At 63.4% G+C, this 16,463-nt stretch carries 13 protein-coding genes; 10 read left to right on the forward strand and 3 right to left on the reverse strand.

Annotation, left to right across the window (positions count from 1 at the left end; all coding sequences use genetic code 11):
• Positions 1–20: 20 nt before the first annotated feature.
• The 3 genes from imuA to P0D89_RS26225 are packed head-to-tail and all read left to right on the forward strand — an operon-like array spanning position 21 to position 5,283.
• Positions 21–728, forward strand: coding sequence for a translesion DNA synthesis-associated protein ImuA (imuA, locus tag P0D89_RS26215; RefSeq protein WP_408362603.1), 708 nt, complete (start codon positions 21–23; stop codon positions 726–728).
• A complete protein-coding gene (locus P0D89_RS26220; protein ID WP_408362604.1) occupies positions 658–2,127 on the forward strand; it encodes a Y-family DNA polymerase in 1,470 nt (489 codons plus the stop codon). Before imuA ends, P0D89_RS26220 begins: the two co-directional genes overlap by 71 nt.
• A 6-nt stretch (positions 2,128–2,133) precedes the next feature.
• Positions 2,134–5,283 carry an error-prone DNA polymerase gene (locus tag P0D89_RS26225; protein ID WP_408362605.1) on the forward strand — a complete coding sequence of 1,050 codons (3,150 nt, stop codon included), beginning with the start codon at positions 2,134–2,136 and terminating at the stop codon, positions 5,281–5,283.
• A gap of 79 nt (positions 5,284–5,362) precedes the next feature.
• Here P0D89_RS26225 and P0D89_RS26230 read toward each other — a convergent pair whose 3' ends face one another.
• Positions 5,363–6,325, reverse strand: coding sequence for a GlxA family transcriptional regulator (locus P0D89_RS26230; protein WP_408362606.1), 963 nt, complete (start codon positions 6,323–6,325; stop codon positions 5,363–5,365).
• Between the two features lie 143 nt (positions 6,326–6,468).
• On the opposite strand from P0D89_RS26230, the gene P0D89_RS26235 reads away from it, so the two are divergent.
• Positions 6,469–7,185: a GNAT family N-acetyltransferase gene (locus P0D89_RS26235; protein WP_408362608.1), complete on the forward strand. Its 717-nt coding sequence runs from the start codon at positions 6,469–6,471 to the stop codon at positions 7,183–7,185.
• Between the two features lie 153 nt (positions 7,186–7,338).
• Positions 7,339–7,779, forward strand: coding sequence for an SDR family NAD(P)-dependent oxidoreductase (locus P0D89_RS26240; RefSeq protein ID WP_408362609.1), 441 nt, complete (start codon positions 7,339–7,341; stop codon positions 7,777–7,779).
• A 154-nt stretch (positions 7,780–7,933) separates the two neighbouring features.
• Here the strand turns inward: P0D89_RS26240 and P0D89_RS26245 are convergent, their stop codons facing one another.
• The gene (locus P0D89_RS26245) at positions 7,934–8,914 is read right to left on the reverse strand and encodes a LysR family transcriptional regulator (protein WP_408362610.1); all 981 of its coding nucleotides are present in this window, start codon (positions 8,912–8,914) and stop codon (positions 7,934–7,936) included.
• A 455-nt stretch (positions 8,915–9,369) separates the two neighbouring features.
• Between P0D89_RS26245 and P0D89_RS26250 the strand changes: the two genes are divergently transcribed.
• The 4 genes from P0D89_RS26250 (at position 9,370) to P0D89_RS26265 (ending at position 14,424) form a co-directional block, all read left to right on the forward strand.
• A complete protein-coding gene (locus tag P0D89_RS26250) occupies positions 9,370–10,641 on the forward strand; it encodes an MFS transporter (protein WP_408362611.1) in 1,272 nt (423 codons plus the stop codon).
• Positions 10,642–10,700: 59 nt separating this feature from the next.
• Positions 10,701–11,618, forward strand: a complete 918-nt coding sequence (locus P0D89_RS26255; protein ID WP_408362612.1) for a LysR substrate-binding domain-containing protein — start codon at positions 10,701–10,703, stop codon at positions 11,616–11,618.
• Positions 11,619–11,798: 180 nt separating this feature from the next.
• On the forward strand, positions 11,799–13,106 hold the full coding sequence (locus P0D89_RS26260) for an MFS transporter (protein ID WP_408362613.1): 1,308 nt from the start codon (positions 11,799–11,801) through the stop codon (positions 13,104–13,106).
• Positions 13,107–13,176: 70 nt separating this feature from the next.
• Positions 13,177–14,424 (forward strand): metal-dependent hydrolase family protein, encoded by a 1,248-nt coding sequence (locus tag P0D89_RS26265; protein WP_408362614.1) that lies wholly within the window; start codon positions 13,177–13,179, stop codon positions 14,422–14,424.
• A 47-nt stretch (positions 14,425–14,471) separates the two neighbouring features.
• Here the strand turns inward: P0D89_RS26265 and P0D89_RS26270 are convergent, their stop codons facing one another.
• Positions 14,472–15,383: a DMT family transporter gene (locus P0D89_RS26270; RefSeq protein WP_408362615.1), complete on the reverse strand. Its 912-nt coding sequence runs from the start codon at positions 15,381–15,383 to the stop codon at positions 14,472–14,474.
• 130 nt (positions 15,384–15,513) lie between these two features.
• On the opposite strand from P0D89_RS26270, the gene P0D89_RS26275 reads away from it, so the two are divergent.
• Positions 15,514–16,443, forward strand: coding sequence for a LysR family transcriptional regulator (locus P0D89_RS26275; protein ID WP_408362616.1), 930 nt, complete (start codon positions 15,514–15,516; stop codon positions 16,441–16,443).
• The last annotated feature ends 20 nt before the right edge of the window (positions 16,444–16,463 follow it).

The following is a 16,463-nucleotide window of genomic DNA, read 5'->3' on the forward strand; positions in this document are numbered from 1 at the left end:
TACAGGTTTTTGATCCACTCATGTCCACCGCTATCGTTCCGGCTGAAGAGATACACCCGTCCCTGTGGCGGGCGTCCCAGCTCGCCCGTGGTCGTGGACGGGTCGTTGAGACGGGCTACCCGGCGCTGTCCGCCGAATTGCCGGGCGGCGGCTGGCCGGTCGGCGCGCTCGTGGACCTGCTGGTCCAGCAGGCGGGCGTCGGGGAGCTTCGGCTCCTGCGACCCGCGCTCAGCGCCGCGGGGAACCGGCCGGTCGCATTCGTGCAGCCGCCGCACACGCCAGACGGGCTCGGCCTGAGCTACATCGGCCTTTCCATCGAACAGGTGCTGCGCATCAATGCGCAGAAGACCGCTGACGCACTCTGGGCAGCGGAGCAGATTCTGCGTGCGGGCAGTTGCAGCGCACTGGTTTTCTGGGCGCAGTACGCGAAGTCGTCGTCGCTCAGGCGCTTGCATCTCGCTGCGCAGTCTTCCGAAACGCTGTTCGTGATGGTGAGGCCGCTCGCCGCCGCGCAGGATTCGTCTCCGGCGCTTTTACGGTTGGCGTTACGACCTTCATCCGACGGCCTGACCGTCGACATCGTGAAACGACGAGGGCCCGCTCGCGCAGAGCCTCTGTCGATTCCTCTTCAACCCACCCCTGTACTGCTTTCCCGACATGCGCGTCTTTCTCGCCGTTCACTTGCCGAAATTGCCGCTCGAGGTCTTCCGACCGAAGTGGTCGCCTGAGCCGTCTCACGGGAGTGCCGTGCTTGAGAAAGACCAGGTGATCATCGCCGATGGCGTCGCGAGAGCTGCCGGGATACGTCTCGGAATGAAGCGCGGTGGCGTGCTCACGCTGTCGCCGGAGACGGAAATGCACGAGCGGGACGTGGGGCGAGAGGAAGCCGCCCAGCGGGAGGTCGGGGTGGCATTGATGCGCTTCTCACCCGAAGTCGCGCTGCTCGATGAGGCGAGCGTCGTGGTCGAAGTCGGCGCAAGTTTGCGTCTGTTCGGCGGACTGCTCGCCTTGTGCCGGGAGGCGAAAGCCGTGCTCGCGACGCTCGGGCTCACCGCGCGCATCAGCGCGGCGCCAACCGGGCAGGGCGCATGGCTACTGGCGAAATACGGCAACCGGCGCGTGCTCAAGCTCGCTTCGCTCGAACAGCGGTTGTCCATGTTGCCGATGAACGCCGTGCCGGAGATCCGGCGGTTCGTCGACTGGTTTTCCGGTCTTGGCTGCGAAAGCATCGCCGACGTCAGACGCCTGCCGCGAGCAGGTCTGCAACGCCGTTGTGGTGAACATCTGCTCGACTCGCTCGACCGGGCGTTCGGGACGGCGCCCGAGCTCTTCGACTGGCTTGAATTGCCGCCTACGTTCGCTGCGCGCATCGAAATGCCGGATCGGCTCGAACATGCAGAGGGCGCCGTGTTCGGCGCGCATCGGCTCATCGTGCAGCTTTGTGGATGGCTTTGCGCGAAGCAGCTGGCGGTCACCGCGATCAGACTCCTGCTGGAACACGAACGTGGACGCGACGCCATCGAACCGACGATCATCGACATCGCGCTGGGCGAGCCGACGTGGCGGGAAGAACATCTCGTCCGGCTGCTCAGGGAGCGGTTGCATCGTATCGAATTGAGCGCACCCGTTATTGCGCTCCGTCTTGAGGCGTCGAAGGTGGAGTCTGCCGCGCCCGCATCGGATACGCTTTTCCCCGAGCCCGGCGGCTCCAAAGAGGATCATGCGCGCTTGCTCGAACTGCTCGTCGCGCGGCTTGGCGAAGAGAATGTCCTTCGACCCGCGCCGACAGCGGACCACCGGCCTGAAATCGCCAACCGCTGGGTGCCGGTGACGCAGCAGGCAAAGCTTCAGGAACTGCCGCAAGGGCTGCCACGACCGACATGGATGCTGGACGATCCGGTGCGCCTGTTGATGCGCCAGCACCGTCCGTTCTATGGCTCGGCACTGCGCATGGTCTCGCCGGGTGAGCGGATCGAGAGCGGCTGGTTCGACGGCGAACTGGTCACGCGCGACTACTTCGTCGCCCAGGCGGACGACCAGAGCTGCTACTGGATTTACCGCGAACGCGTGAGCAGCCGCGATGCGGAAGAAGAGCCACGCTGGTTTCTACATGGCCTGTTTGGATGAACGGTCATGGACTCGACCTTCAACATTCTGCCGGCATATGCCGAGCTTTTCTGCTTTTCGAATTTCACGTTTCTACATGGTGCTTCGCATGCTGAGGAGCTATCCGAACGGGCAGCGCAGCTCGGCTATTCGGCGCTCGCCGTGACCGATGAATGCTCGCTGGCCGGTGTCGTGCGCGCGCACGTCGCCGCGAAGGAAGCGAAGCTGCCGTTTATCGTCGGTTCGTATTTTCGACTCGTGAACGCTGACGGGTCCCCCGCGTTCGGGCTGATCCTGCTCGCCAGAAATCGCGAAGGCTACGGCAACCTGTCCGAGCTCATCACGCTGGCGCGCACACGGGCGCCGAAGGGCGAATACAGGCTCACACCTCAGGACCTGTCGAGACCGGACAGGGAAAACCGGCATCTGCTGGGCATGCCGGATTGCTTTGCGATTCTGGTGCCGCACTTTCCTGCGAAAGAAGATGTGCTGGCCGCGCAGGTCGAGTGGCTCGACGAAACATTCACGGGCCGCGCGTGGGTCGGGTTGGTACTCCATCAGCGGGCGATGGACGACATCCATCGGGGCGCCGTTGAATTTGTCGCCCGCAATCAGGATGTGCCGGTTGTTGCGCTGGGAAACGTCGTCATGCACGTACGCTCGCGCAAGCCGCTGCAGGACACCATGACGGCGATCCGCGTCGGCAAACCGGTACACGAATGCGGATACGACCTCGCGCCGAACGCCGAGCAGCATCTGCGCTCCAGACTGCGGCTTGCGAATCTCTATCCCGCCGAGGCGCTCGCGGCGAGCGTCGATATTGCAAACCGCTGCACGTTCTCGCTGGATGAGCTGCGCTACGAGTATCCGGACGAACTGGTCCCGGCGGGCTTCACCCCTGAGGCCTACCTTCGGCAGGAAACCTACATCGGCGCGCGGCGGCGCTTTCCATCAGGCATTCCGCACACAGTGCAGGAGCAGATCGAGCACGAACTGGAACTCATCGCCGACCTGCAATACGAGCCATATTTCCTCACGGTATACGACCTCGTGCGTTACGCACGCAGCCAGCACATCCTCTGTCAGGGACGTGGCTCGGCTGCAAACTCGGCGGTCTGTTACTGCCTGGGCGTGACCGAGGTGGATCCGGCTCGCGGCAACATGCTGTTCGAACGTTTCATTTCGAAGGAGCGTGGTGAGCCGCCTGATATCGACGTCGACTTCGAGCATCAACGGCGCGAAGAAGTCATCCAGTACATCTACAGCAAATATGGACGCGATCGCGCGGCCATTGCCGCGGCCGTCTCGACCTATCGTCCGCGCGGCGCGCTGCGCGAAACCGGCAAGGCGCTTGGAGTAGATCCGCAGATTGTCGACCTCGTCGCGAAATCACACCACTGGTTCGACACGAGTCAGAACCTGCTCAAGCGATTCGCGGAGTCCGGGCTCGATCCGGAGAAACCTCTGATCCAGGCCTGGGCCAGGCTGGCGTCGCAGTTGCTCGGTTTCCCGCGCCACCTGTCGCAGCATTCCGGTGGCTTCGTGATCAGCCGTGGCAAGCTGACCCGCCTCGTGCCGGTCGAGAATGCCGCGATGGCGGACCGGTCCGTCATCGAATGGGACAAGGACGACCTCGAGTCGCTTGGCCTTCTGAAAATCGATGTGCTTGCACTCGGCATGCTGTCGGCCATCCGGCGAACCCTGGACATCGTGTCGGAGCGGCGCGGGGAGCGCTTCGAGATGCAGGACATACCCGCTGAGGATTCGCAGACTTACGACATGATTTCGGCTGCGGACACGGTCGGTGTATTCCAGATCGAGTCGCGTGCCCAGATGAGCATGCTGCCGCGCATGCGGCCACGCACGTTCTACGATCTGGTCATCGAAGTCGCGATCGTCCGGCCAGGTCCGATTCAGGGCGGCGCTGTGCATCCTTATCTGCAGCGGCGTCAGGGATTCGAGCCGGTCTCCTATCCGGGCGACGCGTTGAAGACCGCACTGGGCAGGACACTCGGCGTGCCGATCTTCCAGGAGCAGGTGATGCAGGTCGCGATTCTCGCGGCCGGTTTTACCGCTGGGGAGGCTGATCAACTGCGGCGTGCGATGGCCGCCTGGAAGCGCAAGGGTGGACTGGAGAAGTATTACGACCGCATCGTCAACGGCATGCAGCAGCGCGGCTATGACATTGCGTTCGCCGAATCCATCTTCGAGCAGATCAAGGGTTTTGGGGAATATGGTTTTCCGGAAAGCCATGCGGCCAGTTTCGCGTTACTGGTCTATGCGAGTAGCTGGCTGAAATGCCATGAGCCCGAGGCGTTTCTTGCCGCGATGCTGAACAGCCAGCCCATGGGCTTTTACTCGCCATCGCAGCTCGTGCAGGACGCGCAGCGCCACGGCGTCAAGGTCCTGCCAGTCGACGTGACAGTGAGCAACTGGGACTCAGTATTGGTGACGTTGCCTGACGCGAAGCGACCGGCGGTGCGCCTCGGCATGTCGCTGTTGCGCGGCATGAAGGATGGCGCAGCGGAGCGCATCGAGAATGCGAGAGCGGTCCGGCCATTCAGCAGCGTCAAGGATCTGGCGCGCCGCTCGCAACTGGATCGGAAAGACCTTCATGTGCTGGCCGATGCCAATGCGCTGGCATCGCTCGCCGGTAATCGCAGGGAGGCACTGTGGCAGTCCGTCGCCGCTGTACCAGACAAGGATATGCTCGCGGTGGCTGCGGTCGAGGACGAAACACCGGAGCTTGGCGCGCCGACTGAGGCGAGCGACATAGTGTCCGATTACCGGTCTGTCGGCCTGACGCTCGGCCGGCATCCGCTCGAATTGCTGCGGCCGCAACTGCTTGCCAACCGGTTGATGCCGGCGTCGACATTGCGCGGCTACCGGGACGGGCGGCTCGCACGCGGATGTGGGATTGTCACTGTGCGTCAGCGGCCAGGCACGGCGAAGGGCGTGATGTTTGTGACGCTCGAAGACGAGACGGGCAACGTCAACGTGATCGTGTGGCCGAATCTGCTTGAGAAACAGAGAAAGGAAGCACTAGGCGCATCGCTGCTAGCGGTCTACGGCGTCTGGCAATGCCAGGGGGAAGTGCGCCATCTGGTGGCGCAGCGGCTCGTCGACATGTCGCATCTGCTGGGTGGCCTGGTGAGCACAAGCAGAGACTTCTGTTGAGCCGGCCACCACGACGAATGCGCCAGTTTCTGGATCGTGTCACCGATAGTTGTGCAGGACTCGACGTGCCAATCAGACGCTAATTCATGTCGGCACGAAGTTCCCGCACACCACGCCCAAGCCTTCGACGCAACAAAGTGCGCAATGTCGCCGAGTCGGCGTAGCCAACCTCGCTCGCAATTGTCTCGAGGTCGTAGCCAATTGAGACGAGGTTCTGCGCGCGTTCGATTCGCACGTCCTGGAAGAACGCCAGCGGCGACTTGCCAAGGACTGCTTCGGTGCGGCGCTGCAAGGTGCGTGGTCCGACGGACAACGCGCTCGCCGCTGCCTGAAGCGAAAACCCTGAAGAAAGATTCTCACGAGCCCATCGCTCGAAGCGCGCGACCAATGGATCGGCGTGAGCGAGATGATCGGGAATGATGTATTCGGCTTGGGATGAACGCTTGTCAATGAGCATGAAGCGAGCGACGAGCGTCGCCAGTTCCGGGCTCGCCTGACGCAGCAACCATAGCGCGAGGTCGAGATGACCCATCGCGGATCCCGCTGTGACTACGCGATGCGACGCGACGACCATGCGTGAATCATCCAGATTGACAGCCGGATAGCGTTGCCGGAAGAAGGGCGCCAGCGACCAGGTGGTCGTCGCCTCCCGGCCGTTCAGAAGCCCGGCTTCAGCTAACACGAACGTGCCGATACATGCCGCCGCGATGCCGACGCCGTCGGCGTGCCAGGTACGAAGGTAAGCCATCGCGTCGCGCACATCACGACGCTCCAGCGCCTCGATCAGGCGTTCCGGCTGTCTGGCACCCGGCGCAGGGACGACCACCCAATCCGGCTGACGAACAGTACCTGCCGGTTCGACCAGCGCCGCCAACCCATGCGCGGTACGGATGCGTCTGCGCATGCCAACGAGCCTTACGTCGAAGGGCGGTGCGGGGAACCCCTGGGCGGCGGCCAGTTCGTTGGCCATGGCGAATGCATCCAGTAGCACCGTGAGCCCGGTGTCGAATACGCCGTCGAGCGCGAAGATAGCCAGTCTCATGTCGTGAATGATGCTATTAATGTCATTTACGACTATAGCCCCGTTCCGGTTGGTCGTCTAGACTGCGCAGCAATGCGCCGATGTAATGCGTTGGCTGCACGTCAAACCGGTGCGACAGGCATGCAGTCGCGAAAGGAGAAGGTATGAATGGTTCGATACAAGTTGATCTGGACCGTCCGATCTGGGCGGCACTCACAACGAGGCAGGCACATCTTGGGCATGGAGATACGCTTGTCCGCCGATACCATCCCGATGTCGCGCCCTTTGCTGCTCTGGCATCCGAAACGTCCGCTGCATACCAGGCGCTCCACCAGCTTCTGATGCCTCAAGAACAGGTCGTGTTGCTATCCGTCGAACCGATGGTTCCGGTCGACGCGCTACAAATGACGCACCTGGGCGTGATCCATCAGATGATCGCCACGCACCACGAAGCTGGGAGTATGGACGAGCGGGAGGTAATCAGGCTGGGTCACGCGGATGCAAAAGATATGCTCGCTCTGGTCCAAAAGACCAAGCCCGGCCCTTTCGGCAAGCGAACTTGCGAGATGGGCAACTACATCGGGATTCGCGAGCGAGGGCATCTCATTGCGATGGCCGGCGAACGAATGTGCGTCGATGGCTACGTTGAGATAAGCGCCGTTTGCGTAGATGCAGACTATCGCGGAAATGGCCTTGCGGGCCGGCTCGTGAAAGTCTTGCGTAGAGAAATTGAGCAACGGGGGGAAACGCCGTTTCTCCACGTGTTCAGTGACAACGTTTCTGCGATTGAGTTGTATAAGCGGCTTGGCTTCGCATTGCGTCGCACGTTTCACCTTACCCGCATCGGACATGCTGATCCGCTTTCTACTTCCACTCTTTAGACCTTTTGTCGAAGGTCGAACCGGGGCCGGCCATCGGTTATCTGGGCGGCCCCGGTGATTGCCGGAAACGAATCTGTCATCTCTCGGGACGGTTTGTACCGCCTTGCCATTCTTCCTGAACCGTCCCTCCTCAGCCAGTGAAAGGAACTCATCATGCTCAAAAACATCCTCATTACTGGGGCTAGCAGTGGCTTCGGCCGCGACACCGCAGAGACGCTCGCACAGGCCGGACACCAGGTATTCGCGTCCATGCACGACGTCGCCGACCGTAACCGGCCCCATGCCGAGGCCCTGCAAGCCAAGGGAATCCATGTCGTCGAGCTCGACGTGACAGATGACACTTCCGTCGAGCGCGGCGTGACTTCGGTGCTCGAGCAGGCCGGACGCCTCGACGTCCTCGTCAACAACGCGGGCATCCCAATTGCCCAGCTAGTTGAACAACCAAACGGCACGCGTCCCGCACGTTTGGTAGTGGGGCAGTCATTCGGCGCCGACATCATCAACGCTCAAGCAGTGTCGATCCAGGCCCAGTTGATTGAGGGTCTCGGTCTCGGTAAGCTCGCCGAACTGCAAACCGGGTCGGCGGTCGCTTGAAAATGCAGATCGGTATCAAGGTCGACTTAGTCCGGCGCATCGTATCCGTGCCATCAGTCGTCGGATCGAGTCCCCAGTAAGTTTAAGAGCTTGCAGGGGGTATTTTTCTGCTGCGTCGAATCGTTCATCACCAGGCCGAAAGCCGCGGCGCAATTTAGCTCTTTCGGCCCGTCGCCTTAACTCGCTCACCCACGCGGCCACCCTTCGTACTGCCGCCTTTCGCCGACGTTTGCGCGGCCCGACGTTCGCCCCACGCGCGCACCGCATCCGCGAACAACCTCAAAGCCGCAGGCTGATGACGATTAGCTGGATAGTACAGACAGAGCCCCGGAAACGTAGGACTCCATTCCGGCAACAACTGAACCAGCCGCGCGGCCGCCAGATGCTCCTCAACCAGTTCGTCAGGCACCCACGCAATACCAATCCCGGCGAGGGCCGCCTCGATCATAAGATTGATATTGCCGAGCGTCATCGGGCCGTCGACATCAATGCTCGCCGTCTTGCCCCGATGCGTCAGATCCCAGCGGTACAGCGTGCCGCTTTCGAAACGGAAGCGGATGCAACGATGATTCATCAGATCGTGAGGGGCCTTCGGAGCCGCGTGACGCGACAGATAGTCGGGCGATGCAACCGCGGCGAAGCGCATATCCCGGCCGAAGCGAATGGCGATCATGTCACGCGGCACGTCTTCGAGCACACGAATGCCCGCATCGAATCCATCGGCAACGATATCGACGAGCCGCGAATCCACGACGAATTCGACATGAATGTCCGGGTACTCGGCGAGAAAACCCGGCAGCACGTTGCGCACGAGCTGTTTCGCCGACGACTCCGATGCGCTGATCCGGATCGTGCCCGACGGCCGGTTGCGTGCCGCCGTGACTTCCTGAACCGCGTCGTCGAGATCGGCGAGCGCCGGGCCGACGCGACGCAGCAACTGCTCGCCCGCTTCGGTCAACGCGACCGATCGTGTGGTCCGGTTGAAAAGGCGCAGGTTCAGCCGCGCCTCCATGTTGCGCATCGCGTGACTCAGCGCGGAAGGCGAGAGCCCCAGCACCCGGGCGGCGGCGCTGAAGCTGCGCTGTTCGGCAATGGTGACGAAGGCGGTCAGTTCTGAAAGGCCAGCGCGCGGCATTTATGAATTCCGTTCAATATCTGATGGAATTATAAGTTGATTATTGAACGATGGTCGGGTGAGAGTCATCAGCAAAGGAGCTGGGAGTTACGCCGTCGTTCGCAATGACAGGAGTCCCGGAAGCGGGCAGCGATCACGATTTCGCTTCGCAATTCCCGACTCTCCACCTCGCCTGGGTGAGTTTGTTGTATCAGGTAGCGCTGAATGCGGTTGAACAAAGGGAGCCGGCCCGCGGCGGCAGGTTCACTCGTCCTCACCTCGTGCACCGGCGACGCTTCTTCGGCGCTCTCTTTCACTTGAATTGGCGCCGCGTCACACCGCAATGAGTTAGCGTTCGCACACGTACCACCAACGCATCGCGAATCGCACGATGCCGCGCCAACCGTAAGCAAAAGCAATCATCTTGCTCTAAACTAGCGCCCGCCCAAGCCCGCTACGTAAAGAACTACACACCGATGCCGCCGTCTCCAGCCGAACCCGCCGAACCCGCTGATTCCCCCATCTTCAGTCTGCCGAAGCACCCGCCGTTTCAACGCTTCTGGTGCACCCGCATCCTCTCGTCGCTGTCGTTCCAGATGCTCGCAGTGGCGATGGGCTGGCACATCTACGCGCTCACGCATAGCGCGTTCGCACTCGGCCTCGTCGGCTTCGCGCAATTTCTGCCGATGTTCATGCTGACCCTCGTGGTCGGCCATGTCGCCGACCGCTACGACCGCCGCCGCATCGCGGCCATCTGCCAGAGCCTCGAAAGCGTCGCTGCGTTGCTATTCGCTTTCGGCACATTCGGCGGCTGGATCAGCGCGCCGGTCATCTATGTGCTGGCCGCATGCGTCGGCACGGCGCGCGCGTTCGAATCGCCCGCGGTCGCTTCGCTGTTGCCCGCGGTCGTGCCGCGCGGGTATCTGCCGAAGGCGACGGCGTGGGCCACGTCCGCGAATCAGACCGCGCAGATCGCGGGCCCCGCACTGGGCGGCCTGTTGTACGGCATCGGTCCCGGCGCGGCCTATCTCGCGTGCACGTTGTCGTTCGCGGCCGCCGCCGCGTCCGTGTGGAGCATTCCGCTGCAAACCCGGCCGGCGAGCCGCGCGCCGGTGACGCTCGAGTCGATCTTTTCGGGCATCGCGTTCATTCGTAAGGAGCCGGTGATTCTCGGCGCGCTATCGCTCGATCTGTTCGCGGTGCTGTTCGGCGGCGCGACGGCGCTGTTGCCGATCTTCGCGCGCGACGTCCTGCACGCGGGGCCGCTCGGTCTCGGTCTACTGCGCTCAGGCACCGCGATCGGCGCGCTCGCGGGCACCATCTGGCTCGCGCATTTCCCGTTGCGCAACCGGCCCGGCGCGGCGATGTTCGGGGGCGTGATCGCGTTCGGTCTCGCGACGGTGGTGTTCGGGCTGTCGCATCAATTCTTCGTGTCGGTGTTCGCGCTGATGGTGCTCGGTGCATCGGACACCATCAGCGTGGTGGTGCGGCTCTCGCTCGTGCAATTGCGCACGCCCGATGAAATGCTCGGACGTGTCAGCGCGGTCAATTCACTTTTCATTGGGACGTCGAATCAATTGGGCGAATTCGAGTCAGGTGTGACGGCGGGGTGGTGGGGCGCACGGCCGGCTGTGCTGGTCGGCGGCATTGCGACGATCACGGTCGCGTTGCTGTGGATGAAGCTGTTTCCCGAACTGCGGCGCACTCGCTCGCTGGAGCGTGAAGCGGAACTGGCGACGAGCTCGTAAGGGAGAGCCGCTACCCGCAGCCGCTATGATGACGCGATCGTCACTCGGCAACCTTCATCATGCGCATTGCCCCATTACCCCCGCTCCAATGTCTGATTGCGTTCGAATCGGCCGTGCGGCATGCGAGCTTCACAAAAGCCGCCGCCGAACTGCATCTGACGCAAAGCGCGGTGAGCCGGCAGATCGCCCAGCTCGAAGACTTTCTGGGCCGCTCGCTGTTCGTGCGCGAGCATCGCGCATTGCGTCTGACGATCGCCGGCGAAGGCTACGCGAAGCATGTGCAGTGGCTGCTAGCCACCTGTTCCGAGGCCACGCTCGACGTGATGAAGCGCTACGGCGACCTCGAACTGACGATCGCGTGCTCGTCCGGCGTCGCGGTGTTGTGGCTCACGCCGCGGCTCGGCGCGTTTCGCGCCGCGTATCCGAACGTCAAGATCAGAATGATCGTGCGTGACGGGCTCGCGTCGCTGTCGCCCGCGGAATTCGACGTGGGTTTGTACTACAGCCGCCAGCGCGCCGAGCCGCATTTCACCGCGCGCCGCATCTTCGACGAAGAGGTGTACCCGGTATGTTCGCCCGGATATCTCGCCGGCCGCGTACTGGAACCCGCCGACCTCGCGCAGGAAACCTTGCTGATGCAGGAAGACGGCCAACGGCAATGGATGTCGTGGCCCGAATGGTTTCGTCTGAACGGCGTGCAGATGCCGGCGTCGCCGCAGGCGATCGCCGTCAATCACTATCCGCAGCTCGTGCAGATGGCGATTCTCGGCCAGGGCATCGTGCTCGGCTGGCGGCACATGATCGACGCGTGTCTCGCCGAAGGCCTGCTGGTGCGCGCGACCCAGGCGTCGGCGAGCCACGGTGGCGGCTATTACGTGGTGTCGCCGAACGACCGCTCGCAGAACCAGGCTGCGCGTGTCTTCACGCGCTGGCTGTTCGAACAGGCTGAAGAGCAGGCGGGCAGAGCGGCGGGCTGACTATCGCTTGCCGACCGCTTCGCATGCGCTACGCGCATGCATGCATGCGAATCTATCGTTTCGAAAACAAATCAGCTGTCTCTAGGATCGGCGTCATGCATGCGAAGGCGCCACTCGATCTCGGCGTGGCGCGTTGCGGAACCTTCCGCCTGACAGGGCAGCCAGATGAGGAAAGAGACCATGCAGGGAACGCTTTCATCGAACGTCGCACTCTCCGTCGACACGCTCGCGCAGCAGCGGCGGCGCGCCATTGTCGCCACCGTGCTCGGCAACGGGCTCGAGTGGTTCGACTTCACCGTGTACAGTTTTTTTGCGGTGATCATCGCGAAGCTGTTCTTTCCGACCGGCAATGAACTGACCTCGCTGCTGCTCGCCGTGGCGACTTTCGGCGTGGGCTTTTTCATGCGGCCGGTGGGCGGCATCGTGCTGGGCGTGTATGCGGACAAGGTCGGCAGAAAAGCGGCGCTCTCGCTGACCATTCTGTTGATGGCGGGCGGCACCGCGCTGATCGGCCTCGCGCCGACCTACGACCGGATCGGCGTGTGGGCGCCGGTGCTGATCGTGATCGCGCGCCTGCTGCAAGGCTTTTCGGCCGGTGGCGAAATGGGTAGCGCGACCGCCTTTCTTACCGAATACGCGCCGGCGGACAAGCGCGCTTTCTATTCGAGCTGGATCCAGTCGAGCATCGGTTTCGCGGTGCTGCTCGGCGCCGCGGTGGGCACCTTCGTGACCGCGAATCTGAGTGCGGACGCGCTGCATTCGTGGGGTTGGAGAATGCCGTTTCTGATCGGCATTCTGATCGGGCCGGTCGGCTATTTCATTCGCAGCCGCATGGACGAGACGCCGGCCTTCAGCGCCGTCGCCGACGAAGCGAAGAACGATTCGCCACTGGCCGATGTGTTCCAACGCTTTCCGCGCGAAACGTGCGCCAGCTTTTCGATGGTGATCCTGTGGACGGTTTGCACTTACGTGCTGCTGTTCTACATGCCGACCTACTCGGTGCGCATCCTGCATCTGCCGCAATCCACCGGCTTTTTCGCGGGCATGTTCGGCGGGCTGATGATCATGTGCTTCTCCCCGGTGGTCGGCAAGCTTGCTGACCGCTTCGGGCGCCGGGTCTTTCTGTCCGGCGCGGCCGCGCTGATCCTGCTGCTCGCATGGCCGATGTTCGCGTACATCAACAGCGCACCGGGCCTCGCTTCACTGATGGTGTTCCAGGGCGTGTTCGGCTTGCTGATCGCCGCCTACACAGGCGCGATTCTCGCCGCGTTCTCCGAACTGTTTCCGACCCGGGTGCTGTCGACGGGACTGTCCGTCGCCTACAACTTCGCGGTAACGATCTTCGGCGGCTTCGCACCGTTTTTCATCACGTGGCTGATCGCGTCGACCGGCAGCAACATGGCGCCTGCGATCTACGTGATGATCGCCGCAACTATCAGCCTCGCCGGCACTTTCTTCGTGCGCGATCCGCGGCGGGTCCACGCCTGAGGCGACGCGTCGGGCCGCGTCCGGTCTCGCGAGGCCGGACGGATTCCTTCATCCAGTCAGGAAAACTTCAATGAGCATTACGGTAATCAGCAGCGGCAACGTACTCGATCTGGCGCAGGGCGCGTTGCTCGAACATCATCACGTGGTCATCGAGAACGGCCATATCGTCGAAGTCACCGACCGTCCCGTCGATCTGCCGAACGCGCGAGTAATCGACGCTCGCGGCAAGACGGTGATGCCCGGGCTGATCGATTGTCATGTGCACGTGCTGGCTTCGCGCGCGAACCTCGGCGTGAACGCGGCGCAGCCGAACATCCTCACCGCGATTCGCGCGCTGCCGATTCTAAAGGCGATGCTCGGACGCGGCTTCACCAGCGTGCGCGATGCGGGCGGCGCGGATTGGGGGCTGACGCAGGCGCTCGAAAGCGGTCTCATTCCGGGGCCGCGGATTTTCCCGTCGGGCAAGGCGTTGTCGCAGACGGGCGGCCATGGCGATTTCCGGCCGCGTGGCGACGTGCTAGAACCGTGTTCATGCGCGTTTCGCGCGGGCGCGATTGCGCGCGTGGTCGACGGTGTGGACGCGGTGCGCCTCGCCGTGCGTGAGGAGATTCAGAAGGGCGCCACGCAGATCAAGATCATGGCGTCGGGCGGCGTCGCGTCGCCGACCGATCCCATCAGCAACACGCAGTACTCCGAGGACGAAATCCGCGCGATCGTCGCCGAGGCGCAAGCGGCCAATACCTACGTGATGGCGCATGCGTACACCGGCCGCGCGATCTCGCGCGCGATTCGCTGCGGCGTGCGCACGATCGAGCACGGCAACCTGGTCGACGAAGCGGCCGCACAACTGATGCACGAGCACGGCGCGTTCGTCGTGCCGACGCTGGTCACCTACGATGCGCTCGCCAAACACGGTGCGGATTACGGCTTGCCGGCCGATTCGATCGCGAAGATCGAAACCGTGCGGCAGGCGGGGCGCGACTCGTTGCAGATCTACGCGAAGGCCGGTGTGCCGATGGGATTCGGCTCGGACCTGCTCGGCGAGATGCACACGTTCCAGAGCGACGAGTTGCGCATTCGCGCCGACGTGCTCGGCAATCTCGAAGCGTTGCGCTCGGCCACCACGATCGCCGCGGATATCGTCGATCTGAAGGGCAAGCTCGGCGTTATCAGCGCGGGCGCGATTGCCGACGTGCTGGTGGTCGACGGCAATCCGCTGAAAGACATCAGTGTGCTGACCGGCGAGGGCGAGCGTCTCGCGTATGTGTTGCAGCGAGGCGAAGTGGTGAGCGAGCGGGGCATCGTCGCGGCGCGTTGACCGGCAGGCGTGTGGCGTGTGTGTGCATACGTGCGGAGCGCCGCACGTCATGCCCGCGCCGCGCTCGTACGCCATGCGCTCCAGCGCACCGTCGCCAGAATCGACGCGCCGACGATCAGCGCGCCGCCGACCCACGCGGCCGTTGAAATCCGTTCACCTAGCCAGATGCAAGCGAACAGCGCGCCGAACGCCGGTTCGCTGCCCATCAGCAGCGACACGCGCGTGGGACTGCTGCGCTTGATCGCGAAGTTCTGCGCGAAGAATGCAAACAGCGTGCACGCCAGCACCAGATACGCGACGTAGGCCCAGAACGTTGCGTGACCGCTGAGCGCGGGCACCGCTTGCCACTGACGCGGCGCGAACAGCCAGGCCGCCGCCGCGCTGCCGAACGCAACCACGCCCGACTGCACCGCCGTCACCGACAAAGGCGGCAGTGCCGAATCGCGCATCACGCGTTTGGTCACGCACACGGTCAATGCGCGCAGCAAAGCGGCGAGCAGGATCAGCGCATCGCCGGGATTGAAACTCAGCGCGCCGTCGCCGGCCAGCAGCCACGCACCGAGCAACGACAGCGCCACCGCCGACCATTCGATGCGGCTCGGCGTTCGCTTGAGCAACAGCCACTCGACGAGCGGCGTCAACACCACGCACAGGCTGATCAGAAACGCGGCGTTGGCTGCGCGTGTCATCAGGATGCCGAAGGTTTCGCAAAGAAATATGCCAAGCAGCAAGATGCCGGCGATCAGCACGCCGCGCAGCGTGCGGGCGTCGGCGGCGCGCAGATGGCGCAACGCGGGCGACAGGATCACGAACGTGATGCCGAAGCGCAGCGCCAGCAAACCCAGCACCGGGTAAAACGCCAGCGCGCTTTTGACGACGCCGTAACTCGTGCCCCAAACCACCGCGACCGCGAGCAGCATCAGATCGGACAGCAGGAGCAGACGTTCTTGTTTCGACATGGCGGACCTTGGCCTGAAGCAGTGGAGTGCGTATTGTCGAACTATGCGTACAGGAAGATAATCGGGTCGGCGCGCACAGCTTTTATGTCGCGAATGCATTAATCCAAAACCTGCCCGGGAGCCTGTCCAGATGACCCCAACCGAGCTTTTCGCGCTGCTGCCCGACATGGCGGTGTTCGCGCGCGTCGTCGATGCCGGCAATTTTTCGGTGGCCGCGCGACAGCTGGGCAGCACGCCGTCCACGGTGAGCCGCCAGATCAAGCGGCTCGAAGACGCGCTCGCGACGCGCCTGCTCGAACGGTCCACGCGCGCGGTGCGAGTCACGGAATCGGGTGCGCAGGTGGCGCGATTCTGCCGCGACATGGTGAGCGCCGCGTCGGCCGCGGTCGACGCCGCCGGGCAACTGGCCGCGAGGCCCCAAGGCAAGGTCAGCGTGAGCGCGCCGACCCAGTTCGCGAGGGCGGTGATTCATCCGCTGGTCGCCGGCTTTCTGCGCGCGTATGACGAGGTGGACCTGCAACTGCTGTTCACCGACCACGACGTCGATCCGCTCGTTGACGATGTCGACCTGGTGATCCGCTTGACCGAACATCCGCCGCAAGGTCTGGCGGGCCGAAGACTGGGCGCGGTGCGCTGGCTACTGGTGGCATCGCCCGCGTATTTGCGCGAGCACGGCACACCGGCGCAGCCGCGCGATCTGCTCAGGCACGCGTGCATCTACCTCGGCGAAACCGCCGATGACAACCGCTGGCGCTTTCGCCGTGGCGCGGAATCGCAAAGCGTCGACGTAAAGGGACGCTATATCGCCAATCATGCGCTCGCGCGGCTCGAAGCCGCGCAGCAGGATTTCGGCATTGCGAGCGTGCCGGAGTTTGCCGCGACCGGCGCGTTGCAAAGCGGCGCACTGGTGCAGGTGCTGCCCGACTGGCAGCTCGTCGCGCGCGCATATGTGGGCTCAGTGTGGCTGCTGTATCCGCCGAACCGTTTCTTGCCGCCGAAGGTGCGGGCGTTGATCGACTATCTGGTCGAGCATCTTCACGATGCCCACGACGCCACGTGACAGCGGCCTGGTTCGATCCA

It is taken from the genome of Paraburkholderia sp. RL18-085-BIA-A (genome assembly GCF_046027075.1).
Classification (GTDB): domain Bacteria; phylum Pseudomonadota; class Gammaproteobacteria; order Burkholderiales; family Burkholderiaceae; genus Paraburkholderia.